This is a genomic window from Companilactobacillus huachuanensis (assembly GCF_005404815.1).
GTDB classification, from domain to species: domain Bacteria; phylum Bacillota; class Bacilli; order Lactobacillales; family Lactobacillaceae; genus Companilactobacillus; species Companilactobacillus huachuanensis.
On sequence record NZ_BJDF01000013.1, the window covers coordinates 66342 to 91989 of the forward strand.

20 protein-coding genes, 2 tRNA genes, 1 pseudogene and 1 riboswitch are annotated in these 25648 nt (G+C 36.8%); of the genes and pseudogenes, 13 read left to right on the forward strand and 10 right to left on the reverse strand.

Features of this window, described 5'->3' with window-relative positions; all coding sequences use genetic code 11:
• Positions 1-574 precede the first annotated feature (574 nt).
• Positions 575-1912, reverse strand: a complete 1338-nt coding sequence (locus FFM71_RS08630; RefSeq protein ID WP_137611770.1) for an NCS2 family permease — start codon at positions 1910-1912, stop codon at positions 575-577.
• 300 nt (positions 1913-2212) lie between these two features.
• A complete protein-coding gene (locus FFM71_RS08635) occupies positions 2213-2854 on the reverse strand; it encodes an SDR family oxidoreductase (RefSeq protein ID WP_137611771.1) in 642 nt (213 codons plus the stop codon).
• A 700-nt stretch (positions 2855-3554) separates the two neighbouring features.
• Here FFM71_RS08635 and FFM71_RS08640 point away from each other — a divergent pair.
• Positions 3555-4316 (forward strand): flavodoxin family protein, encoded by a 762-nt coding sequence (locus FFM71_RS08640; RefSeq protein ID WP_137611772.1) that lies wholly within the window; start codon positions 3555-3557, stop codon positions 4314-4316.
• A 377-nt stretch (positions 4317-4693) separates the two neighbouring features.
• Here FFM71_RS08640 and tpx read toward each other — a convergent pair whose 3' ends face one another.
• The gene (tpx, locus tag FFM71_RS08645; RefSeq protein ID WP_137611773.1) at positions 4694-5191 is read right to left on the reverse strand and encodes a thiol peroxidase; all 498 of its coding nucleotides are present in this window, start codon (positions 5189-5191) and stop codon (positions 4694-4696) included.
• A gap of 112 nt (positions 5192-5303) precedes the next feature.
• Here tpx and FFM71_RS08650 point away from each other — a divergent pair, with 112 nt between their 5' ends.
• From FFM71_RS08650 to FFM71_RS08685, 8 genes are all read left to right on the forward strand, one after another.
• Positions 5304-5816 carry a GNAT family N-acetyltransferase gene (locus FFM71_RS08650; RefSeq protein ID WP_137611774.1) on the forward strand — a complete coding sequence of 171 codons (513 nt, stop codon included), beginning with the start codon at positions 5304-5306 and terminating at the stop codon, positions 5814-5816.
• A gap of 114 nt (positions 5817-5930) precedes the next feature.
• Complete coding sequence (locus FFM71_RS08655) at positions 5931-6386, forward strand: LPXTG cell wall anchor domain-containing protein (RefSeq protein WP_137611775.1); 456 nt, start codon at positions 5931-5933, stop codon at positions 6384-6386.
• 126 nt (positions 6387-6512) lie between these two features.
• On the forward strand, positions 6513-7352 hold the full coding sequence (locus FFM71_RS08660) for a WxL domain-containing protein (RefSeq protein WP_137611776.1): 840 nt from the start codon (positions 6513-6515) through the stop codon (positions 7350-7352).
• Positions 7353-7454: 102 nt separating this feature from the next.
• Positions 7455-8564 (forward strand): DUF3324 domain-containing protein, encoded by a 1110-nt coding sequence (locus FFM71_RS08665; RefSeq protein WP_137611777.1) that lies wholly within the window; start codon positions 7455-7457, stop codon positions 8562-8564.
• An 84-nt stretch (positions 8565-8648) separates the two neighbouring features.
• A complete protein-coding gene (locus tag FFM71_RS08670) occupies positions 8649-9629 on the forward strand; it encodes a WxL protein host-binding domain-containing protein (RefSeq protein ID WP_137611778.1) in 981 nt (326 codons plus the stop codon).
• 5 nt (positions 9630-9634) lie between these two features.
• Positions 9635-10762, forward strand: coding sequence for a DUF916 domain-containing protein (locus tag FFM71_RS08675; protein ID WP_137611779.1), 1128 nt, complete (start codon positions 9635-9637; stop codon positions 10760-10762).
• Between the two features lie 83 nt (positions 10763-10845).
• On the forward strand, positions 10846-12915 hold the full coding sequence (locus tag FFM71_RS08680; RefSeq protein ID WP_171000518.1) for a BspA family leucine-rich repeat surface protein: 2070 nt from the start codon (positions 10846-10848) through the stop codon (positions 12913-12915).
• Between the two features lie 108 nt (positions 12916-13023).
• Positions 13024-15342 carry a BspA family leucine-rich repeat surface protein gene (locus FFM71_RS08685; protein WP_137611781.1) on the forward strand — a complete coding sequence of 773 codons (2319 nt, stop codon included), beginning with the start codon at positions 13024-13026 and terminating at the stop codon, positions 15340-15342.
• Positions 15343-15425: 83 nt separating this feature from the next.
• On the opposite strand, the gene FFM71_RS08690 is transcribed toward FFM71_RS08685, so the two are convergent.
• The 4 genes from FFM71_RS08690 to FFM71_RS08705 form a co-directional block, all read right to left on the reverse strand.
• On the reverse strand, positions 15426-16073 hold the full coding sequence (locus tag FFM71_RS08690; RefSeq protein WP_137611782.1) for a TetR/AcrR family transcriptional regulator: 648 nt from the start codon (positions 16071-16073) through the stop codon (positions 15426-15428).
• Between the two features lie 512 nt (positions 16074-16585).
• Positions 16586-16855, reverse strand: coding sequence for a hypothetical protein (locus FFM71_RS08695; RefSeq protein WP_137611783.1), 270 nt, complete (start codon positions 16853-16855; stop codon positions 16586-16588).
• 400 nt (positions 16856-17255) lie between these two features.
• Positions 17256-18512 carry a helix-turn-helix domain-containing protein gene (locus FFM71_RS08700; protein ID WP_137611784.1) on the reverse strand — a complete coding sequence of 419 codons (1257 nt, stop codon included), beginning with the start codon at positions 18510-18512 and terminating at the stop codon, positions 17256-17258.
• A 9-nt stretch (positions 18513-18521) separates the two neighbouring features.
• Positions 18522-18770, reverse strand: coding sequence for a hypothetical protein (locus tag FFM71_RS08705; RefSeq protein WP_137611785.1), 249 nt, complete (start codon positions 18768-18770; stop codon positions 18522-18524).
• A 91-nt stretch (positions 18771-18861) separates the two neighbouring features.
• Positions 18862-19081, forward strand: a riboswitch (Lysine riboswitch).
• A 79-nt stretch (positions 19082-19160) separates the two neighbouring features.
• On the opposite strand from FFM71_RS08705, the gene FFM71_RS08710 reads away from it, so the two are divergent.
• The 4 genes from FFM71_RS08710 (at position 19161) to FFM71_RS08725 (ending at position 22698) form a co-directional block, all read left to right on the forward strand.
• Positions 19161-20609, forward strand: a complete 1449-nt coding sequence (locus FFM71_RS08710) for an amino acid permease (RefSeq protein ID WP_137611786.1) — start codon at positions 19161-19163, stop codon at positions 20607-20609.
• A gap of 511 nt (positions 20610-21120) precedes the next feature.
• Positions 21121-22410, forward strand: coding sequence for a serine--tRNA ligase (gene serS / locus FFM71_RS08715; protein WP_137611787.1), 1290 nt, complete (start codon positions 21121-21123; stop codon positions 22408-22410).
• Between the two features lie 64 nt (positions 22411-22474).
• A tRNA-Asn gene (locus FFM71_RS08720) sits at positions 22475-22547 on the forward strand.
• A gap of 78 nt (positions 22548-22625) precedes the next feature.
• Positions 22626-22698 (forward strand) — tRNA-Thr (locus FFM71_RS08725).
• Positions 22699-22850: 152 nt separating this feature from the next.
• Here FFM71_RS08725 and FFM71_RS08735 read toward each other — a convergent pair.
• From FFM71_RS08735 to FFM71_RS08745, 3 genes and pseudogenes are all read right to left on the reverse strand, one after another.
• Positions 22851-23968, reverse strand: a pseudogene (locus FFM71_RS08735) (tyrosine-type recombinase/integrase).
• A 112-nt stretch (positions 23969-24080) separates the two neighbouring features.
• Positions 24081-24845, reverse strand: a complete 765-nt coding sequence (locus tag FFM71_RS08740) for a hypothetical protein (RefSeq protein WP_137611789.1) — start codon at positions 24843-24845, stop codon at positions 24081-24083.
• A gap of 4 nt (positions 24846-24849) precedes the next feature.
• Positions 24850-25518, reverse strand: coding sequence for a hypothetical protein (locus FFM71_RS08745; RefSeq protein ID WP_137611790.1), 669 nt, complete (start codon positions 25516-25518; stop codon positions 24850-24852).
• Positions 25519-25648 lie beyond the last annotated feature (130 nt).

Sequence of the window (25648 nt, forward strand, 5' to 3'; positions counted from 1 at the left end):
CACCCACAGCGGGTAAATATTCTCCGCCCTTCCGACTAGTTTTGTCGGTCAAAATAATTTCTTATGAATTCGATTTTTAAATTATAGGTTAAGTACAGCAAAAATGAGTTGTATCGAGCTTAAGATAATTTAAGCTTGGTTATGCGAAAAAGAGACTGTCTCTCACTTGATTATTACAAGTAGGGGACAGTCTCTTTTGATGGGTTTTTAAATTGAATACTTCTATAACCAAATTTGAGGAATGAGAAAATTTTGTATCACATATTCTCTTTTGTTTAATTGATTTTCTATATAAATGGAAAATTGTTATTAAATATATTTGAAGCGAACACTATAATCTGATTAATAAAGAATCATTAGTCGGAAGAGCTGGGAAATATTTGTGGGCAGTGGAAGTGGTGTAAGAGCTTCAGCTCTTACACCACCGGGCGTGTTTGGAGACTTACCGGTTTGTGGTAAGGCTTCAAACCGAGGCTCGAGACCGCCTCTCAGTCTCGGGCCGTTCCGCACAGCCAGTGAATATTTCTCAGCTCTGGAGACGGCATATTTAACCGATACAGCATGTTAAAAATAATTATTTTCCAGGCAAAATATTGATTGTATATAGCAAGATAATAAATATAAAGAAGAGAATATACATAATTGGAGTAATTTCTTTTCTACGACCGGCTGCCCACATTGTTAGAGGGTAGAAGAGGATTCCGAATGCGAAGCCATAAGAAATATTGTAAGTCAGTGGCATACCGACGATTGTTAAAAAGGCAGGCATGGCAATTTCAAATTTACTCCAGTCAATCTGTTTCATTGCTTGGGCCATCAGGATTCCAACAATGATTAAGACTGGTGCAGTAACGTTAGAAGTAACGACTGTCAAAAGTGGTGAAAAGAACATTGCTAGAGCAAACATTACGCTGACTACCAATGAAGTTAAACCAGTTCGACCTCCGATTGCAATTCCGGCGGATGATTCCACGTAGGCTGATGTAGGGGTTGTTCCCATAACAGCACCACCGACCATGGAGATTGAGTCTGCCATTAACGCACGACCGATACGAGGCATTTTGTTATCTTTCATAAAACCAGCTTGTTCGGCTAGTCCAATCAAAGTCCCCGCGGTATCGAAGAATGCGACCAGTAAGAAGACTAAGACAACTGCCCAAAGTTGTGGGTTGGCTAGATCAGGTAAATGGGCGATTCCGACTCCAAACGTTGGTTTCATGCTAGGAATCGTGGAAATAATTTGTTTTGGCAAAGGAATTAATTTTGTTACAAGACCCAAGATAGTTGTTAATACCATTCCAATGAAAATTGACCCAGGAACTTTTTTAGCCATCAATAGTCCGGTAACTACTAATCCAAAAATAGTTAGCCAGGTTGTTGGTACAGTTAAAGATCCCATTTCGACTAAAGTTGACTTGCTTCCGACGACGAGACCGCCACCTTGTAGACCAACGAAAGCAATGAACAGTCCGATACCTGATGCCATGGCGAGTTTTAAATCGTGAGGAATCGAGTCGATAACTATTTCACGTAATTTTAAAACAGAGATCAACAGGAATAAGATACTAGAAGCGAAGACTCCAGCCATAGCAGTTTGCCAAGGGATTCCCATAGCCAAAACGACTGAATAGGTGAAAAACGCATTGTCACCAAGTCCGGGAGCAATTGCAATTGGATAGTTGGCTAGAAATGCCATTAATACTGATCCTAAAATTGCTGAAAGGGCAGTTGCCGTAAAAACAGCCCCCTTGTCCATACCAGCAGCCCCTAATACCTGCGGGTTGACAAAGAGAATGTAGGCCATAGAGACGAATGTTGTTAGTCCCGCTAAGATTTCACGTCGAACGGTTGTGTTGGCCTCTTTGAGATGAAATACTTTTTCAATAAAACTTAGATTTGCATCAGATTGCACGATAATAACCCCCTAATTTATCTAAAGACTGTCTACTTTTGGATAGTATAGTTGTTAATAATTATGCGTATAACTCAGTTAATTGTTCAGCCTTTGATTGATTGCTTCATAAGTATCACAAATCTTATAGAAAAACACAAGTAAAACACGAATGATAATATGAAATGTATATATATTCATTCACCAATTACTAAAGAAATCAAAAATAACAGATTGAAAACTAATAAAACTCGAATAAAAGAGGCTCTTCACGGTATTTGACTGTGAAGGGCCTCTTTTCAAGGTTCAATTAATTCAAATTTATCTAAAAACATCTTCTGCTGCGATGTCACCACTGGCAAAGGTATATTCTTTTCCAATTGTCGTTGGATTTTGAATGATCAATGCTATAGCGCGGGCAACATCCACTCGAGGGATACTCCCGACTTCGTTATTTCCAAGCAATTTAACTTTGCCTGTACCATCTTCATCAGTCAATCCACCTGGATGAATGATAGTGTAGTCGAGGTTAGTGCCACGCAAATGATCGTCCGCATAATGTTTGGCAATCATGTATGGTTTAATACCTGAAGCATCCCATTTACTACGGTTATCGCTGAAAATTGAGCTGACCATAATATAACGTTTGATGCCGACTGCTTCAGCAACCATCATTGTTTTAATAGCACCATCGAGATCAATTTGCAGGGTCAAATCCGAACCAGCGCCACCTGCACCAGCTGAAAAGACAATGACATCTGCTCCTGAAGCTTCAATTGAATCCTTGATACTGTCGAGGGATGCTGTTAAATCAATAAATTGAGTTTCAATGTTGTTATCGTTGTAGGCCTTGATTTGTTCTTGACTGCGCAATCCAGCAACAAAATCGATGTTTCTTGATTGTAACTCTCCGATTAGTAGGTGACCTACTTTACCGTGGGCACCAATAATAAGAACTTTCATAAACACAAAACCTCCTTAGTTAACCATACTGTAGCAACATTTTTTTAATAAAGCTAGTGTTTTGAATATAATAATCTTCTACTTATGCCGTTTCCAGAGCTGAGAGTATTCAATTGCTGCGCGGAACGGCTCGAGCCTGAGAATCGGTCTCGACCCTCGGTTGAAGCCTCGCACAAAACGCGAGTCTTCAACACGCCCGGTGGTGTAATTGCTGAAGCAATAACGCCACTTTCGCTGCAAATGAACACTCTCAGCTCTTCCAACTAGTTTATTTTCTTATGGTCGGAATAATGTAAAGACTTCTGATTATTTACTGAATAAATTAATTCTAGACCTGTAGCGATGATGGTTATATTAATTTTCACCTTTCAAACTTTAGCTAGTTAATTGTTATTGATCGAGTGTAAAAATATTCAATTGCCTTTATATAATACGGACCAATTTAAATATGCAGCTTCCGGTTGCCAATGATTGTATCTATAGTTTTAATAGATCTGTGGACTTGATTTTTAATTGGATAAATCAAGGTTTAATGAAATTGGTAGTTGTATTCTATAGATGTAAAGACGCACGGTGCTAGTCTATAATTAATTACAAATATTCCCATCAATTGTATTTTAGAATTAATGGTGTCGCAATCAAGTTTATTAATATGTTGGTTGCAACGTCATATTTAGTTAGATAGGGGTGGATTACATATATGAAAATTTTAGGGATACTTGGTTCACACCAAGAACATGGGATTAACGCCCAGATGCTTGATGAAGTGTTAAAAAATGTTGATTCTGGTGTTGAAACTGAAACTATTTATTTGGAAAATTATGATATTACGCCACATAAATATCATGAGAAAAATTTGGTATTAGATGAATTGACCGAGAAGATGGCTGAAAGTGATGTTTGGATCTTGGCGGCACCGACTTACTTTCGAGAATTATCTGGTGTTATGAAGAACTTTTTTGACTGTATGCGTCCTAAGCTAGTTTACTTTAAGGAAAATGGTGATACGATTCCCGGGCAATTTAAGGATAAGCATTATCTCAGCATCACTTCTTGTTACGTTTCGACTATGGAAAACTTTCTAACTGGTGTTACAGATGAGTCCTTGAAGACGATTGACCGAGTCATGTCAGCTGCTGGTGTGATTAAAATTGGGGAAATTGTTTTGCCGAATACTTTTGGCATGAAAACTATCCCTAACAATAAGAAGAAACTGTGTCAAAAATACGCTAAAAAGATCTCGATTCGGAAGAGAAAGGATGATTCAACTGTGAAAAGATATATTCAATTGTTCTTGATGATTGCTGTGATGGCATTGATCACGATGGGAATTCAAATTCCTCTGAAAACTTGGATTGCGGGGAGTTTTTGGTTAAACTATGGCAGCTTTACAATAATTTTCTTTATATTATTAGCATGTATTCTACATTTCGTTACTTTTGTAAAGCACCGCCGGCGCTAAAGTAATATGATAATTATGGCAAAATAAAAAAGACAAGAATTATTTTTTCTTGTCTTTTTACGTATTATTTAACCAAAGATTGATATAGCCAATGTTGTTACAGACCTAGAGTTAATTTATTTAAATAATCAGAAATCTTGATGTTATTGTTCCTGCCATAACAAAATAAATTAGTTGGAAGAGCTGAGAGCATTCGTTTGCAGTGAAAGTGGCGTTATTGCTTCAGCAATTACACCACCGGGCGTGTTGGAGACTCGCGGGTTTTGCGAGGCTTCAACCGAGGCCCGAGACCGCTTTTGGGCTCAGGCCGTTCCGCACAGCAATTGAATACTCTCAGCTCTGGAAACGGCATACTTACTTAACCTGTCAACCTTTAGTTATTTAATTAACTCGTTCAATTGACCAAGAACACGATCGTAACTGGGCTCATCTGATTGAACGGGGACGATTTCGGAATAGATTATTTCGCCATTCTTATCAACGACCCAAACGGAACGAGCAAGGATATTGCGGTCTCTGATCCAAATTTTCGACTTCTTACCAAAGTCATGGTCAATGTCAGATAACATCTTCATATTTTCGACATCCTCAGCTGCACACCAATTAGCTTGTTCCTCTGGTGTATTAGTTGAGATAGTTACAAAATTGATTTCAGAATGGCCATCGACTTCTTGATTGAAGTGTCTAGTTTGGATGCTGCAGACACGAGTGTTGATATCGGGAACAACACTGATTAAGACTGGCTTGTCGAGTAGAGAAGTCAATTTGACCGCATTGTTATCTTTATCAAGCACTGTAAAGTCGGGGAATGTCTCTCCAACGGTCAATGGGTCGCCATAAGTTGTAATTGTGTCACCTTTAAAATCTAAATCCATACAAAATCACCCTTTCATATTTGAACTAAAATCGTTATGCATATATTATAAAGTACTGCAAAATAAAACCCCAGAAATTAGATTGTAAAACAATGAAATATGAGGAGAAATTATGACTCTAATAGGAAGAAATGTAATAATTCGCAATTTTGAGATGTCAGATTTAGAACAATTTTTGGAATTGGTACAGGACAAAAATAACCATGAATTGGCTGGACTAGAATATACCGAGGATGTAAACTTTGGTCGTGATCTCCTTGATATGTACCGGAGAAGGGATGGATCCTACACCATTGCTTTGGCCGGAAATAACAAGATGATAGGGATAATTGAGCTGAATAAACGAGGTGAGTCAACGGAGTTGTTGCTGACGCGTGAGATGGGTTTTGTGATAGATAGGAAGTTTCGCCATCAAGGTTATGCTAAAGAGGCTGTGGGGCTGATGATTAACTACGGGTTTAAGAATTTACAGTTAACTGAAATCTGGGCTTCAACAGAAAAGGATAATCCAATACCACAAGGTCTGTTAGAGAAACTTGATTTCAAATATATTTATGAAGCTGATCAAGCGCTTCCATACACGGGGCAACACAATCTTGTTAAATACTACTTACTTAAGAAGTGATTCACTTCTCGTAAAAAATTCTTAATTATTTCGGATTAGTTAGGAGGTAGACAGATGGTATTATACAAAGCGTAAGGAGAAAACAGACAAGACTTTTGATGAGAGGTTTTTTATATGAAGAGAAAAATGAGATCTAGAAAAATTCTCACAGTCAAAAAGCGAGTAGTCGGTTTCTTCGCAATTGCCGTTATATTGTTGGGTGTGATTGGAGGATTTGGCTTTACACATGTAATTGCTGAATCCAATAGTTCGACTGGAGGTGGCGATAATAGGTCCACGGCAGTCGTTGCCAGCACGTCGGATACTTCTGATCTTGCTGGCGGCGGCGGTGGGTCAAATTCAAGCGTGTTGTTGAGTAGTGATAATACAGGAACGAGTACCGGTAACCAAGTTAAGGAAGTCGATACAACGCCTACTGTTAATATCAACAATATGTCCACTTATCCACAAACGGGCGATTCCAGTGACATCGGATTAATCATAACTGGTTTTACGATTCTGATTGGTCTATTCGCTTTTTACGGTTACAAGCTCCGCAAAAGCTTGAAGTTCTTACAAGTTTCAAAATGATTCAATTCTGATAAATAACTTTTACAAATATTGAGATGTACAGCTTGTAAAATTTGTTATCATCTAATTGTAATCAAGAAAGACAAAAAACAAAAAAATAATTTTCTATATCAGGGAGGATATATCATGAAATTATCAAAAAATGTTCTAGTAGGTTCACTAGCAGTATCAGGAATGGTTTTAGGAGCAATCGCCCCAGCTTTGACAGCACAAGCCGCAACAACATCAGGTACAGTTGATGCAGATGGTAATGTACAAGCAGTTAAAGATGCAGATGGTAATATTACTACAGCTGACGCAGGTCAATTAGGTAAAGGTAACTTAGCAATTGCTTATGATGAAAAAGGTGACGGTGCCGCTGCAACTACTGGTACAGCAACAGCCGGATCAAATGCAGCAGTTCAAGTTATCAATGGTGTTCTAGTATTGGACAAGGTTCCTGACTTTAACTTTGGTGCAGCAGCACAAGAGACAACAAAGGTAATGCAAGATAATACAAAGACAGCAAGTAATTCAGAAGCTGTTGATGGTAACGCCGATGGTATTTTGCAAGTTACTGAATCACGTTCACAAGTTCCTGGATTCACAGTTTCAGCTACTTTAGGAAACTTCGTTAACTCAGACAATTCTGCGATTACTACAGGTGGAAAGGGTGCTGACTTCTCACTTAACTTAAAAGCAACTGATTTGACACTTAACGATGCAGCTTGGATGAATGGTAATATTGCAAAACAAACAAGTGCAGCTACATTGCCATCAGATGGCACAACATCAAAGAATGTTCTACAAGAATCAACTGGTAATTACACAACTGGTACTTATGCAGCTAAATATGATGAAAATGCTACTGACCCAACATCATTGTACGTAGGTAATATGGGTAAGACAGGTACAGATGCACCTTCAGTACAAGCTGTTCACTCAACAATCACATGGACTCTAGCTGCTGCCGCAGTTACTGCTTAATTAAAAGAAATTAAATAACTATTTTAAGAAAAGCCACTACTAGTGTAGTGGCTTTTGTCTTATAATTAACATTGTGATAGCACTTTTATTGGGAGGAATTTTATGAAAAAATCAATGCGTAAAATAATAGCATTCGTCTTTTCCTTATGCTTTTTAATCGCGTTTGGTACGTTTGGCACTCAAACTGTTCAAGCAACATCTGGCGGTTATACTATCAAACCAGGGGGCACTTCGACAGATAATGTAAACATTGATAATGGAAGTTATCTGGTAAAGGGTAATCCGGGTCAGACGGTAGATTTAAAATTGATAGTCCTTAATCAGGAAAGTAAAACTAGAAAATTTATGTACACAGTCAATACTGCCTATACAAGTGATGGAGGAGTTTTAAGTTATAATAAGTCTAAGGTAACTGATCCATCACTTAAGGTACAAGTTAAGGATACAGCAACACCACAAAAATCAGAATTTCAAGTGCCTGGTAATACAACGGCAACTTTAACCTTTAAAATCACTATTCCTAAAAAGTCTTTTGATGGTTACATAATGGGTGGAGTATCAGTCTCACCATATGGAGAGAAAGCTAAAGGAACCGTGTCATCTAATGGTACATTATTAAAAAATAAATTCAGCTATAGTATTCCAATTCAAATTAATCAAACTGGTAAAGACAGTGTCGAAGCCAAATATTCTATTACATCTGTAAAGCCAGGTGTAATGAGTGGAAAACCTAATGTAGGTATTTTGGCTAATGTTCACAATTCAACTAATAGTTATACAGGTGGTCTATCTTCTAAAGCGGTAGTTACTAAAAAAGGTAACAAAGATTTTAAGATTACAACTACGGCAGATGATCAAAATATTGCTCCAACATCAAATTATAATTACTCAATTTCATGGGGAAAGAAGCAATTGCAATCTGGTAATTATCATTTAAAGCTGACATACAAGGCTCAAGGTGGTTTAAAGAGTTGGACTTTGAATAAGGACTTTACAATTACAAATAATGATGCTGCAAAGTATAATAAACTTGCTGGTATCAAACCAAATTATCTATGGTTATACATCTTGTTGGCAGTTCTTGCATTAGCTATCATTCTTGGCCTTGGTATTTACTTGGGTAGAAGAAATAATAACAAGAATAATAATGGAAACAACGGTAATAATGGAAATAATAATTCTGGTAATACAACTAGACGTCGTCGCCGTTAATAAATAATTAAATTAGGCTGTTCCAAGACTTGGAACGGCTTTTTTAGTATTATAGATGGTAGAAGTTATATTCAGAGGGAAATTATGAATAAGAAAATTTTATATGTAATGTCAATGCTGTTCTTTGCATTTGTTGGGTTTATCATGATTCCTCAAACTGCAAAAGCGGACATTGATGGTGTCACAGTTACACCACTTATTGGTGATTCAGATATCACGGATCGATTTCAAATAATAGGTAATTCAAAGACGACAAGAACTTTAAAAATATCTATTGCCAATTTTGGAGTGCGTAATTTAACTCTGAAGGTGGTTCCTACTAATGCGACAACGTCTATGGATGGTAAGATAGTTTATACTGATAAGGTTAAGGCAGGGCAGTATGGTCTGAAGTATGCGTTTGCTGACATGACAAAGGCACAAACTGTGAAAATAAATGTTGGTAAAACTAAGGATTTAAGCTTCAAGATTAAGTTGCCTGAGGGTAAAATAAATCATCTGATTTTGGGCGGATTTAATATTTATGATGTCAGTAACTTCGCCAAAGGTAACGCTGATGTTCCAGTCTGGATAACGGATGATAACAAGTCAGTTGGTGGGATTGTTACATTACACAATTTATCCTTGGATGTAATCAGTAAGAAGCCCCACATAATCATTAATCTCCAAAACAAAGAACCAGGAATAATGAAAAACGTAATAGTCCACATGACCGTGAAACGAAAGAGCTGGTTAGACAGATTCAATTTGGGCGATAAAGTAATGACTGCCGACTTAACCTATCCCAAAGTTGCACCCAACTCCCGTATTCCGGTAGATTTCGACCAAAATACCACACCAATCAAAGCCGGGACCTATACAGTCAAAGGTGCGGCTCGCAGTGGTAAGGCCACGTGGACGTTCCACAAGACGTATACCATCACGCAAGATCAAGCCAACAATATCAACAAACGTTGTAAAGGTTTGATATATAATAAAACTACGACATATATCCTGATTGTCTGTGTATTAGTTTCAATAATTTTCCTAATATTCTGGGCTATTTGGTATTCAGGTAGGAGCTAAAGTATATGAAAAAACGAACAATTGTATTTTTTTCAGCACTATTATTATTGATCACAACACTTTTACCATTCACAACTACTGTAAAAGCGGCACCTGACAAATCCTATGCTATTCAAGCGATTTTGCCAGATAATCAAATAAATAAAGATGAATCTTATTTTGATTTGAAGGTTACGCCTAATAAAGAGCAGACGTTAAAGGTTTTGATTGCCAACACTGGTAGTAAGCCTATAACGGTCACTGCGGAGGTCAACAACGCCTATACGGCCGATTCAGGTGTAATTGGCTATGATAACTACAATGCTAAGCTGTACAAGGCTAAATTGCCTTCTTTGACATCATTAGTTCAGGGCAAGCGAAAACAAGTTGTGAAGCTCGAGAATGGCGAGAATAAGACGGTTGAATTTAAAGTTAAGTCGCCTAGTTCTGAATATGCAGGTATCATCTTAGGTGGTGTCACGACAACTGCTTCTGTTAGCCCAACTAAGTCTAAGAACATCAATATCAAGAACCAGGTTCGTTATGTTAAAGGCGTCGTCCTTCGTTCAAAAGATGATGGTGTCATGCCTGATATGCATTTGACATCCGCAGCTCCCAAAGCTGTTGCCGGTTCAACAGGTATTGCATATAAGTTAGATAACACAGCGCCTGTAAACGTCAATAAAGTGTCCTTAAAGGCCAAAATAACTAATGGTAGTAAAGTTACCAACTATTCCGCAGATAACCTGCAGTTCGCTCCTAATTCGCAATTTAACTACTTCATTCCAATCAAAAAGTTAGATGCTGGAACGTACAAAGCTCATATTGAGTTAAAAAATGAAAATGGTTTTTCTAAAGATTTCAATTACACAATCACAGTTAAGCAGCGCCAGGTTGATAACGTCAATGATGCAGCTCAACCAAAGCCTCAATCACATAATAAACAATGGATCGGTATAATTGTCGGTATTATTGTGTTGATTGCTGTTGCAGTCTGGATGTACCTCTATTACTCACAACGTAATAAAGGTGATGGACCAAGAGGTGGTCGTGGTAAGATGAGTTTCAAGTTGCCAAAGAAACCTGATAATCCTAATAAAACTACTAGATCTGGAAATGATAGTGGTAGTCGAGCTTCACGACATAAGAAATAATTAAAAAAGTTATCCATTTTTATATGGATAGCTTTTTTTTTCCTGAAAGTAATACAATTGAAACTATCAGGGGGCGTAGGAAAATGAGATTTCAGCAATTGAATAAGGAACCAAACACGATTTTAAGAAAGCATTTGTATAAGAGTGGTAAAGGCTGGGCAGTTAAGTCCACTTTAGGCTTGATGGGAGGATTAGTTTTATTTGGGGCATCCCAATTGACTGTTGTTAAGGCTGACACTAATCCGGTGGTTAGTCAGTCAACGGCTGAATCGGATACAACTGAACCAGCTACAACTGAACCTATAGTACAACAACCAGCGGAATCAGTTGAAACAAAGAAGGCAGTGGAACCGGCAGTAGAACCAGTTTCAAAGCCTCAACCAAAGAATGAATTAAATTATGCTGCACAGGTTAATAGTGCACAGTTGAACCAACCAGTAGTAACTCCAGAGGGTCCAACCGGACAGACTGCAGCTACACCAAGCAACAATCAAAACGATACAGCAACAACGGCTACACCTGAAAAGGAAACTGTCTTACCTCAGAGTGGAACCTTTGGAACCTCTAAATGGAATATTGATGAAGATGGCATGCTAGACATTGGACCTGGAACGTTTGATAGCATAAATGCTGATGGTAGTAATAATCCATGGAAAGATGTTAAGGATTCTGTTAAAACAATTAACGTTGAAGATGGGGTAGTATCTGGAAAAAGTATGGCGGGGTTATTCCAAAATTTTACAAATTTGACAAGTTTTACAAATTTAGAAGCAATGGATACCCAGAATACTACAGATATGAGTAATCTTTTTAGTGGATGTACTAATCTAGAGGGGATTAATATTCCGGTTTGGAATTTTCAAAATGTGGTGAGTTATAGAAAAATGTTTTCTGGTGACACCGTAATTAAATATATATATCTACCCGTTCCCTATCTTCCTTCTTTTTCAACCAAAGTTACGGATAAAGGGTCAGTTGATTTTACAGAGATGTATTCTCAAGATCCTGCATTACCATTACTTGATATATCTCAAATAGATATGTCGTCAACAAATAATGTTAAAAATATTTTATTAGGTGATTCTGGCCTTCAAGTTTTAGAATTATCCTCTAAAAATAATTTGACTGAATCGGGATTGGACGTTGGAATAAGAAATAAGCCGGATACTATAGCTGGAAGAACTGGGTGGATGCTAAAGTCTGATTCGGAACCAAGTTTAAGATTGAACACGAATGATTTAGAATCTATGTATAATGGAAAAGGAGATTCGCTAACAAGAACTGATTGGGTAAATCATGAACCATATACGATTACAGTTATTGAAAAAAATATTAATGATAAAAGTGGATCGAACCTCACTAAGAAAACCGTTGGTTTACCAATTGAAGATGATTTAGTAGATTATTCTAAATTAACTGCAACTTTAGAAGACCAGTTTAAGTACTTAAATGGTAGTGACTTTATTCCATATGATGAAAAAACTGGAGTGGGTAGCTATGTGATGGAATATGATGGGAAAGGCAAGTCAGTGGTAAATCCAAGCACCGGAAAACCAGAAATTCCTATTCCTACAAATATGGGTCTCAAAAGTCTTCCAATAGTTAACGAGATTTTAAAGGAAGGAACTACAGACCCAGAGACTAATTTGGAGATTTGGAATTCTGGCAAAAGACAAGTTCTCTATTTTGAATATGATTTACCAATTAAAAAAACTAATACCAGCAGTGGTTCAACTATAGACCGGGAAATAGAAGGACTAGAAGAAACTGTAGCAACTTACGCCGAAAAATCAGACGTTCAATTGTATGATGATAATGGTGGTATGGTAGATGATCGCAAATTAGGTCCAGATAGCTATTGGTATACTGATGAGGCTATGACTCTTGATGGTACGAAGTATTATCGTGTTGCAACGAACCAATGGGCTAAGGCTAATGATGTTTATCTTTATTATCAAAACACTTCAAAGGTTCGAGTAAATTCTGGTACTCTGGGCCAATTAGTGACTGATACGGGTAAAGTTGTAACTGATCGATTATTACAACCATTGAGTAATTGGTATACCGATAAATATATTTATTTGAATAATGTTAAATATTATCGTGTTGCTACCAATGAATTTATTAGTGCTGACCAATTAACTGAATATTAAAAATAGTAGGTTTGGCTAGTTTAGTCAGGCCTATTTTTTTACCCTAAAAAATATATAAAAATCATTGTGAAAACGTGTACAATATAATTAAATAGGAGGTGTGGGGAATTGAGATTTCAACAATTAAAAAGAAATTCAAATGCTGTTTTGAAGCAAAGGCTGTACAAGAGTGGTAAAAATTGGATAGTTAAATCTACTTTGAGCCTAGTAGGAGGACTAGTTTTATTTGGTATTTCTCAAGGAACCGTTGTTAAAGCTGACTCTGCCGTTGACACAACACCGGTTGCGGAGCCTGATGCAACAGTTAATGAGTCTAAGACTGATTCTACTGCCGAAATAGGACAACCAAAAACTGATGCTGGATCTGGTAATACAGCGGATATACCTGCAAGCGAGCCAACAAAAGAAGCTTTAAAAGTAGCTGATTCTCAGACGGAATCTAAAGATACACCAGAGGCACCAACGCCAGTTCAATCAGAACCCACGACATCAGAAATTTCCTCAGGGGATTGGGGAACAGTTCATTGGACGATCTCTGATGATGGTGGGGCTAATGGAGTGACATTACATCTTGGTGGAGGGACATTGGATAATACTACCAAGGAAAGTTCACTTCCCAATGAGCCTTGGAAAGATTATAAGAGTTCCGTTAAGACGATTGCCTTTGGTGATGACGAAGTGATTGCTGGAACTAGTGTGACGGGGTTGTTTAGTGATTTTACCAAGGTAACCCAAATCAAAGGTCTGGATAAGTTGAATACTTCTCAAACTACAGATATGAGTTACTTATTTAAGTCGTGTAAGAGCTTAGAAAGTCTTGATGTCAGTAGTCTAGATGTTTCCAATGTTTCCGATTTCTCATATGCTTTTTGTAATTTGCAGAGTATCAAGGCAATTGATATTTCTAACTGGCAGATGGATCATGGGGTTAATTTTAAGTTTATGTTTTTTGGAAATGAAGTATTAAATAACCTGCAATTACCAACAAAAACTAATTCAGTTAGTGTTGCTGATAAATCAAAGATTAATTTTTCGGATATGTTAGACAGTAATGGAGCATTGACCTCAATTGATATATCAAACCTTGATATGACGGGAACTAGAAGTGTGGCCCGGATATTGAACGAATGTCCCAATATACAAGAGTTGAGGGTGTCACCAAAGAATAATTTGACGGCTGCAGGACTGAGCTTTGCGTCGTTTCCCGATGAAAATGGGATTAAGGCTGTTGGTTGGGAAGTAACTGATACAGAGGATAAGAATATTTTGATTGGAACTTACCAAACTACGATGGGATTAATGAACTTTTACCCAGGAAGTAGTACTGAGGGAGATTTGAAGACCACTTGGAAGTGGGATTATGAGTCGCCAATGGAATTTAAAGTGAAATATGTCTCTCAAGATGATCCATCAGGAGAACCATTTTATACATCTACTGATTACATAACTGGTCATTACCCTAGAGAAGAATTTCAACCACAGTCTTTGAATTCACTGGGAGTTGATCCTGAATGTTATTACAGTGCAATGGTGCCGGCAACTGTTATTTTGACAAAGGATTTGGATAAAGGTTTCATTGAAATTCCAGTACCTAAAAAGCAAGTAACGATTCAAGTTGATGAAGAAGATTCTAAAACGGGAATAAAGCATTTGACACCAATAAACATACCAATTACTGGTTCAAAAATAACTATCGATGATATTAAAAATGATTTTGATCAAATATCTAATAAGGAGATTATCCCTTATGATGAGAATACGAAAACTGGTAGTTATCTAGAAATGAATGATAATACAATTTATTTTACAGAAAAAAATTTAGCAGAATTGGGTACAGTGGGAATTAAGAAAGATGCACAATCTTTGACTAAAGGGGTCGTGGATATTCTCGTGATACAACAGTCAGACGGTATTTTACCAGAAAGCGGATCCGGCAAGACCATTACGTTCCATTTCTTATTTGAACCAGAAGTAAATAATAATTCTAATTCAGGTGGAGGAAGTTCAACGGTCGATCGTGGTATTGAAGCAATTGAAGGCACAGTTGGAACCCATTTTGATGAACCAGAAGTTCAGTTGTACGATGACGATGGCGTAATGATAACTGATCGAAAAGTAGCGCCTAGTAGCGACTGGTACACTGATAAGTCTATGACATTAAAGAACGAGAAGTATTACCGTGTTGCTACCAATCAGTGGGCCAAAGCTAGTGACGTTTACCTTTATTATGCAAATAACGTTAATGTGTTAGTACATCAAGCTACGATAGCAGGATTGAAGACATCCCAAGGTCAAAATGTCACTGATCGGGCACTTCAAGCAAATAGTGGCTGGTATTCTGACCGCTATACTTATCTCAATGATGTGAAGTACTATCGTGTTGCTACGAATGAATTTGTCAGTTCGGACAACGTTCAAGAATATTAAAAAAGCGCTGGAATCGTAAAGATTCCAACGCTTTTCTTATGTACAGAGGTAATTCTAACGGAAGTAATTCTTGATTAGATAAATTATTTATCAGGAGTCAATCCCTTAACGATAAAGTCGGTCACATGTTCAATTTCCAAAGTTTCGTCCCATTTAGTTTGGTCAGCAATAATATAATGTTGAATCAAGTATCCTAAAATATTTGAGGCGAGGAATCTGAAGATTTCAAGATTGTCCCAATCAATCAATAATTGCTTTTTCTTCAGATTGTCCAGCACCTCATTGAACTGTTTAAAGGATTTTTTAGGAATGCTCTCAATCAAACGGTCATGAATTTCCTGGTCGTAAATAAACTCATTTAAAAAAATTTTCATTATCTTATGGTTGTACTTAAAGAGGGCGATGCGATCATTGATCATAGTTGTTAAGAAATATTTCAAATTGAGATTGCCGTTTTGATAAGCAGTATGCGAAAACTGATTTAAATCCTGGGGTAGAATTCTTTGAGTCAAAGGCATTAGAATGGCCATCAACAATTCTTCCTTATTCTTAAACTTACGAAAAATGCTGCCTTCAGAAACTCCCGCATGTTCGGAAATTTCTTTGGTCGAGGTATTGGCATAGCCACGCTCTGAAAAAAGATCAATTGCTGATTGGAAAATCAAATTTTGTTTCGTAGTCAGTTTCTCAGTTTTTTCTGCGTCGTGGTAAAGATCGAATCGGTTATCCATATGCTTGCCTCTTATATTAGTATTCTAATGGTCGTTGTCTCCAGCTATATTTAGATATTATACTACGTGTGGTATCCCGTCTACAGAGCTGGGAAATATTCACTAGCTGTGCGGAACGGTTCGAGCCGAAGTGCGGTCTCGAACCTCGGTTTGAAGCCTCGACATGGTTCGTCAAGTCTTCAAACGCGCCCGGTGTTGTAATGGCTAAAGCCATAACAACACTTCCACGGCACATAAATATTTCCCAGCTCTTCCGACTAAATAATCGTTATTAATTGAATGTGAAATATTTGTAATTAATTATCGACTAGCATCATGCGCATTATACTGCATATCTATATATTAGTCGTAGGTTGTGAGGTGATTCAACCTGCTGTGGAGGTGGCGAGCTACACCACAGGGCGACTTTTTGAGCCGATCCTCATATCTGGCTGAAATCTCCTCACAACCGGAGACGGCCCAGTTCCATTCTAACCTAAATGGAACTCAAGAGGTAAAACTTAAAAATTTCTTTAGGCATGCTTCATAGAACTATTGTTTCTATAGCCAAAGTAGAATTGTACGATGGCAAGAACAATATTGACGTAGTTCAAAATGTTAAACCATGTGTCGATACCACTAACTTTGGCAACGCCGAAGTAAACCCAAAATCCCACGATAACTGCAACTACGTTGATCCAAGCAAAAGTCTTTTGTAGGTTTTGGTTGTCAGTTTCGAACCACATCCAAATAACGTTAACGATAAACCAAATTGCTAAAATCCAAAACATTGTTGTAAACATAATATCCTCTCCTTTGTATGATAGTGAGTACTCACTATCAATTTACAAATACGATTATAGTTCTCTAAATTTAAATTGCAACCAAAAAAGACATTTAAAATCAAAAAAGATTTCAAATGCCTTTTATATCGGCTTTTTAAGTGTGATACAACTTGTTTTTTATATAATCAAAAACTATTCTGTTTAATAAAACAGACGAATTAGTCGGAAGGGCTGAGAATATTTACCCGCTGTGGGTGTGGCGTTAGGACGGCTGATTTTGCCGTTCTTACACCACCGGGCGAGTTTGGAGACTTTCCGGTTTATGGAAAGTCTTCAAACCGAGGTTCGAGACCGCTTCTCAGGCTCGGGCCGGTCCGCATAGCGAGTAAATATTCTCAGCCCTGGGGACGGCTAGCTTTTATAAGACTTTTTTCTTTTTACTACTTTCAATTTTGTTCTTCAATTTGCGGACGTAGATCTGATTTAATTGGATCAATAACCAAATATAATCGGGACGAACTGATGAAATATCCCATGAGATGACTTTTAAATCAGCGGGGTATTTCTTCTTTTCGATATCTAATGGTAAGACGTCCAATGAGGTGATTAAGACATCAACGTCTGCAAAAACATCGTTAGAAACGATTTCGACGAAAGCAAGGGTCCGAATATTTCTTAAGACGACTTCAGCTGCTTGATTACCCGGATCAATCAAGACTTTAACTTTGATAATATCTTCCGCACGAATGGTGGAAATATAACTAGGCAAAACTTGGAACAGATTTCTTGAAATCAATTCGGCCGCGTTATAAATTCCTGGGAATTCATTTTGATCAATGTTGGAGAAGAATGTATAAATATCTTTGTAAAGGTCAGTATATGTACGTTCATCGTCACTCATGTACATGGTATCAAGGTGCATCAAAGAATATGGCGCCATGATGTAGTAGAAGACGATATCACGCGTTACGTAAGTCATAATATGTTTCAGAGTTCGTTGATCATGGTAGACAGTCATATCATCGTGATAGTGTTCCTTTAAGAAATCTATAAAGTGATAAACGAGCGCATAGAATTTAGGGTTAATTCTGGCGTTGGCGTTGATTGGTTGCTCAAAGGCAGTATCACTTGGTTGAAAGGCAGTCTTTCGGAATAAATTGACAAGTTTGTTTTCGTTATCCAAAGCTTTGACGGGAACAATTGGATAGTCTTCATGAGTCAAAATATCTTCACCGAGGTTTTGATCACCAAAAACATCGCTGTAATAAGGCAATTCTTCAATATAATTACGTTTAATTAGACGAATTCGAGAGATTGCTAAGTAATATTTTAGTTGAAAATGTACGATAGGATTGTCAAAAGTTAGTCCAGCACGGCCAATAATTTGATCAATTGAATTCTCTTGAATTAGGCTGAAAGGCCATTCTTGACCATGGTATGTGTACCAATAGACATAGTATGCCATCCAACGGATATTCTTTTCATTTCCTTTGATTTCGAGTGTTGAATTGGAGATTTTGAGACCAAAGTTTTTTAAGAATGATCGGAACTGTGACATCCGACGATTGAGAGTTGATTTACTAGTGAAATGTTCATTACTAAAACTCTCAAACGAGGGATTGGCACTGGTCAAACCATAATTGAAGGCTTGGAAAACAATTGAATTTTTTACCAAATATAGTCGTTAAGTATCAATTGAAATTTTAGTGAAGTCGATTGACTCGATTTTAGTATCGGCCGGGTCAATATCGGGAGTGACATCAGCTAAGTCTTCCAGCAGTGCTTGAAAAATATTGTAAGTTTTCTGGTATGTGAATTCTAGTCTACTACTAATATTGCTTAAATTTACTTCACGAGGAGGTAATGATTTTATAACGGTAAGCATGCGGTATTTCTCGACATCTTGCTTAACTAAGAAAATTTGCTCCAACATTTGTCTTCCCCCGGTAACGTCAAATTAAAATAATTTAATAATATGCGAAACACTACTTGCTACTATCTTAACATTTATTTATAATGTTTTGTAATCAGATAGAGGTGCAATCTTTATTATTAGTATTTTGGAGTGCGGATAGGGTACTTTGAAAAAATATGAAAGGAAAGTTTGCCGAAATCAATTATCCCTACTTGGTAATTTGATTGGGCTATTGCTTAAGAAGCAGTGGACTGTCGTGTTTCAAAACGAGTTTCGAACAACAATTTATGCTGTTCTACGCTCTCTCAACACGTTGAGCTATTGATTAATGGGATAATTATAATCCTTATTGTCGGTAGTTCCTCTGATAATATGGATTTTTTTTGTATCCAAAAAGGGGAATGAAAGATGGAAAATAATGATGTGAATAGGTCGTTGAAGACTCGTCACTTGTCAATGATTGCGCTGGGTGGTTCAATCGGAACTGGTTTGTTCGTTGCAAGTGGCTCTTCAATTTCAACAGCTGGGCCAGGAGGGGCCTTGATAGCTTATGTGGCTATCGGCATTATGGTTTATTTCTTAATGACCAGTCTGGGAGAAATGGCAACTTTTATGCCAGTCTCTGGATCTTTTGCAACATACGCTACAAAATTTATTGATCCTGCTTTTGGTTTTGCACTCGGTTGGAATTATTGGTTTAACTGGGCAATTACTTTGGCAGTTGATTTATCTACGATCTCTTTAGTTGTAAAGTATTGGTTCCCAAATTTATCGTCATGGAAAGTTAGTTTGACGTTCATGATCGTACTGTTGGTTATCAATTTCATTTCGGTTGGTTCCTTTGGTGAAACAGAATATTGGTTGTCATCAATTAAAGTTACTGCCGTAATTATCTTTTTGATCTGTGGTGTTTTAACAATTATGGGTATTTTAGGCGGACACGGTTCTGTTGGTTTATCAAATTATACCTATAAGAAAGCTCCATTTGTCGGAGGAATACCGGCTATCCTAAGCGTTTTCGTTGTTGCTGGGTTCTCATTTCAGGGAACTGAGTTGATCGGTATTACAGCCGGTGAATCAGCAACACCTGAAAAGAGTATTCCCAAGGCTATCAAACAAGTTTTCTGGAGAATTTTATTATTTTATATTTTGTCCATTGCCGTTATTGGCGCTTTGATTCCTTATACAAGTCCTAACTTGTTAGGTTCAGGTGCGGGCGATATTGCCATTAGCCCATTTACCATTGTCTTTAAAAAAGTTGGTATTCCACTAGCCGCCGGTATTATGAATGCGGTTATCTTAACTTCAGTTATTTCAGCCGCTAATTCAGGACTTTACGCAGCAAGTAGAATGCTTTGGTCAATGAGTAAAAATGACATGGCACCAAAAGCTTTCCAAAAGACTAACGGACGAGGCGTGCCAGTATTTTCACTATTACTAACAGCTTTAGTTGGTGGGATAGCTTTATTCACAAGTTTATACGGTGATTCATTCTATGAATTACTAGTTGCAGCTTCGGGATTAACTGGCTTTATTGCTTGGTTAGGAATTGCTTTTTCACATTATCGTTTCAGAAAAGCCTATGTATATAAAGGGTATGATCTCGATGATTTGAAATATAAAGCAAAATGGTTCCCATTTGGTCCACTGTTGGCAATTGTACTGGGAATTATTATTATCTTAGGTCAGGATGTTCGTTCAATGGTTGATTTCAATATTGGCCGACTCTTGATCAGTTATAGTGGTTTAATCATTCTCTTCGTTTGTTGGATCTATTACAAGGTCAGATATAAGACTAAGTTCATCAAGCTAGAAGATATTGATGTTAAAGCAACCAAAAATGGTGGCCACTACTAGTTGAAATTTGTTAGGATTTAAATTATGATAAACAAAGAATATATAAGCTAAAAGAGTGCCTACTCACAAAACCTTTCAGAGAGACGATGGTCGGTGAAAATCGTTGCGGTTTTTATTCCAGCATTCTGGTAACGGGTAATGCCGTTCGGGTTGATCCGATAAAATCTGAAAGTGCAGTGTATTTCGTATACGCTGAAACTGGGTGGTACCGCGAATGGTCGATTCGTCCCTTTATTGGGATTTGAGTCGGCCATTTTTTTATTGCAGAGAGCGAAACAAGGACGGTCAGCTCCTGAGCATTTTCGTAGATAAGTGAATTGCACGCCGATTTTGCGTGTGATTTACTTATCTATGAAAAGCGGAGGGAGTTGCCCTTGTGTAGCTCGTTTTAGAGCCACTGCCTATATAATTTAGGCAGTTTAGATGTATTAGTGGCCAAGCAGCCAGTGAATATTTCTCAGCTCTGGAGATGCATATATTTAACAAAACAAAAAGGGAGAGAAACACACACATGTTAGATATCAAACTAGTCAGAAAAGATCCTGATTACATCAAGAATAAACTATCATCACGTGGCGTAACTGCTGACGAAATCGATGAATTACTTTCATATGATGAAAATCGTCGTGAATTGCTTGTTCAAACTGAAACTTTGAAGAAAAAGCGTAACGAGGTTTCTCAAGGTATCGCTACTAAGAAACGTAACAAAGAAGATGCTAGTGGCGAAATTGCTGCTATGAAACAAGTCGGTGCCGATATCAAAAAAATCGATGCTGAACTTGAAGAAGCAGAAGGCAAAATGAACTACATCTTGGTTCGTCTACCTAACATTCCTGACGATTCTGTTCCTGTTGGACCCGATGAAAGTACAAACGTTGAAATCAGAAAAGTCGGTGCTATTCCTACAGAAGGTTTCAAACCTCGTCATCACTGGGATATCGGTGAAGAACTCGGTATCTTGGATTTTGAACAAGCTACTAAAGTGGCCGGTTCACGTTTCGTTTACTATATCGGAATGGGTGCTCGTCTAGAACGTGCTGTTTACAACTTCATGTTAGATCAACACCAAAAGGAAGGTTACACCGAAGTAATCCCTCCATACTTGGTTAACAACACAGCTATGTTTGGAACAAGTCAATTCCCTAAATTTACTGAAGATGTTTATACCGTTACAGTTGATGAAAATCCTTTGACATTGATTCCTACAGCTGAAGTTCCTTTGACAAACTACTTTGCTGATAAAATTTTGGATGAAAAAGATTTGCCTAAGTATGTCACAGCTTTGACACCTTGTTTCCGTTCTGAGGCAGGTTCCGCTGGTCGTGATACTCGTGGATTGATCAGAATGCACCAATTTAACAAGGTTGAAATGGTTAAAGTTTCAAAACCTGAAGAATCATACAATGAACTAGAAAAATTAACTGCTAATGCAGAAAATATTTTGAAGCAATTGAATCTTCCATATCACGTGATCGTACTTTCAAGTGGGGATGCCAGTTTCAGTTCAGCTAAAACATATGATCTTGAAGTTTGGATGCCTGCCCAAGACAAGTATCGTGAAGTTTCAAGTTGTTCTAACTGTCTTGATTTCCAAGCTCGTCGTGCTCACATCAGATATCGTGATGAAAATGGTAAGACTAAATTGGCTCATACCTTGAATGGATCAGGTCTTGCAGCTGGTCGTACTGTAGCTGCAATCCTTGAAAATTATCAAAATGAAGACGGTTCTGTAACTATTCCTGATGTATTGGTTCCATACATGGGTGGCGTAACAAAAATTACTAAAGAAAATGCCAAATAGTTATTGACCTCAAGTCTATAAATTGATAAAATTTAATAGTTCTGTTAAAGAGCTGTTAAATTATTCCGGTTTAGCTCAGTTGGTAGAGCACCTGACTGTTAATCAGGTTGTCGTCAGTTCGAGTCTGACAACCGGAGTTGAAAATACTTAGGATTACCTAGGTGTCAAATAAATTACATCTAGTTCATAGGAATTAGGTGTAATTTTTTTGTTAAGCCGTGTTAGCTCAGTTGGTAGAGCATCGGTATCGTAAACCGGCGGTCACAGGTTCGACTCCTGCACACGGCATTTTGTTGGTTTCATAAAATTTCAAAAAGGGCTTTAATCGTTGATACTAGCGGTTTTAGCCTTTTTTTATTTTGCCCATTTTGTACAAAAATGCAGACGAGTTAGCACTCCATTTAGCACTATTAAAAAAGTGTTCACGATTAGTGAACACTTTACTTAAAAACGCCGTTAATCTTGCTGTTCTCATCGTTAAGGGTAGCTTCCATCAAATGTGAGTAGACCTTTAAAGTTAGTTCGGGATTAGCATGACCAATCCTTCGAGAAATATAAAGAAGACTAAATCTATTAGCAAACAGATAGGAGACGTGTGTATGTCTTAAGTCATGAAATCTAATTTGTTTTTTATTTTACATTTGTCTAAAGTTTCTTTCAGCATTTTATTGCATGCCGTGTTTGATGGAAGCTCTCGATGTGAATTTCTAAAAACAAAATTATGCTTATTCACATATTTAATTCGTTCGAAATATTCAGTTTGCTCTTTTTTTAATTCAGCCAATCTGATTATAATTGATTCAGAAATTTTGATAGTTCTGTAAGATGATTTTGTCTTAGTGGACTTTAATTTTTTAGTTTGAATTGAATAGGCTTTATCAAAAGTAACAGTATTGTCATCAAAGTTTACGCAATCCCAAGTTAACGCAGCAGATTCCTCATAACGAGCGCCACTTTCACATACGAAGTAAATCTCAAATAATGATGTATTTTTAAAGTTTGCATGTTTTTTAGCGTATTCGATTAAAGTTTCAAAGTCTTTTTTTTCTAAATACTTTTCTTGACTTGCCCGGGTTGGCTTTCCGGCTATTAATCGAACGTTTCTAGTGAAATCTTTATAGATTATTTGCTCATCAATTGCTTCGAGGCACATTGCTCTTATATATGAATTGACTCTTGTTACAGTTGCTTTAGCATGCTTTTGACCGTATTCATTTATAAATTGCTGATATTCACTTTTAGTTACATCGATTAAACATTCATCTTTGAAAAATTCTTCTATTAAATTGCCAGTATTTTCATATCGGTTCATTGTTCCAATTGAAACATCAGTAACTCTAAAGGTTTCATACCAATTAATAAAATAATCAATGAAACTAATATCTCTTTTTGATAGATCAGTTCTATCTTTGCCTAATTCGAGTTTTCTTGACCATTCATTAGCTTGGATTTTAGTATTGAAGTTATTCGTTTTTTGCTTAAATTTTCCATCAGAAGAGTTCTTGTAAGAAACTCTTGCTTGCCATTTACCACTTTTTAATTTAATTATTGACGCCATAGCTGTCAATTCCTTCCTAATTTACCAGTAGAAACTGATATTTTTATATATTTTATAAGTCTTTTGGGGCACATATGTTCTTTTGGCGTTAAAAATAAAAAGCCAATTGAGGCTAATTGTAAAAATTATGAATTGTTGGGGCTTTTTGAAGAATTGTTTGTCCCTGATATAATTCTTGGCCTAAACCATTTGTATTACTGTCATAGAGATAAACGGTAGTAATTCTATTTTGAGTATCATCAACACGAAGTAGAGTACCATAATCGGTGGTCCATGCGTATGTCATTCCTTGACCATCAATATATTTCGAGGCATAAGCTGATCCAACCAATTTTTGAACAGATTCAGCGTCTTTTGTGCCAAACCTTTTTGCAAAAGCTTTCAATTTTTCCGGTTTGTCTCGTTGAATAGCAGCATTTTTAATGTTATCAGGTGTACCATCGTATAATTTTCCGTTTGAGAAAGTTAATTTATCCTTACCATATTCGAGATTGCCTAAGAGTGATTCAGAAGTTGGTTTACCTAAAATGTCTTCAACTTCTTTTTTAGTCATTCCCAACGTAATTAAATTAAAATTCCAATCTCTTACTTTGGCCTTTGTAGAAGGGGTGGTTGTAACTTCATTTTTTTTATTCGGAGATTTCTTCACTGACTTATCGTTCTTTTTTGCTTTATATGTTCTAGCCTTGTTCTTAGAAGCTTTTCCTTTTTTTTCATTGGTTGTTTGGGCACTTGTACTATTATCATTTTTTACGGGGTCGATAATGTTTCCAATTCCACCAATAATAAAAATAGCGATAATCAACCAAAACCACCATTTTTTATAGGGTGGTTTTTTACGTTTTTTTTGACGAGAGATTCTACTATTATTCTGCATAACACTATCCCCAATATCTATTGTTTTGTTGATAAATGTAAAATTCTAAATAATCTTTTAATTCTAAAATGTAATTTTTCCCATCACCAAAAAACAAAATTGTGCTATCGCTTGCAACCGGATTCACATCTGTTTGACCATTTATAATCAGGTTTAAGTAGCCAGGTTTTAATGTTACATCTTTGAAATTGATACCGGTTATTTGGTTTAAGTTAATTATGATTTCTCTATTTTTTAAAGAAATACGGTCACATTTTATTTTTAATAGATTATTTTCCAATACAACTTCCGTTAAAAAGGGTTCCGTGTAAGCAAAATGTGTGTGAACCAAATTATTACCATTATTGTAATAATAGACAGGTAGATTTTCGCTTTTTAGCATTCTACTCAATTGATTAGCTTGCATAGCATTTTTTCTGGATTGTCTTTTCAACGTAGAACCATGCATAAATTCTAAGAAAAAAATTATTGTCATTATTATATAAACTATCAGCAGAAATAAGCTTGCTTTCCAATTAGTAGTGTGGAAACTAACTAAGGCGATAATAATACCCATAGCTGAGGAAAAGAGCATAAATCCACCAATTATATGATGAATATTTCCTCGTTTATTTTTTTTAAAGGAATCATTAGTCATTCTTTTTAAATTTCTCAATGATTGAATATTGTTCATAATACTTTCCCCCAAAAGAAAAATATTTAATGGCAAATTTTATAATCAAGTTAGCCACTTGAAAAAAATTGAATAAAAAAACACCAAGACGAAAAAATCAGGTATCATTGGAGTTCCGACACTAACAATG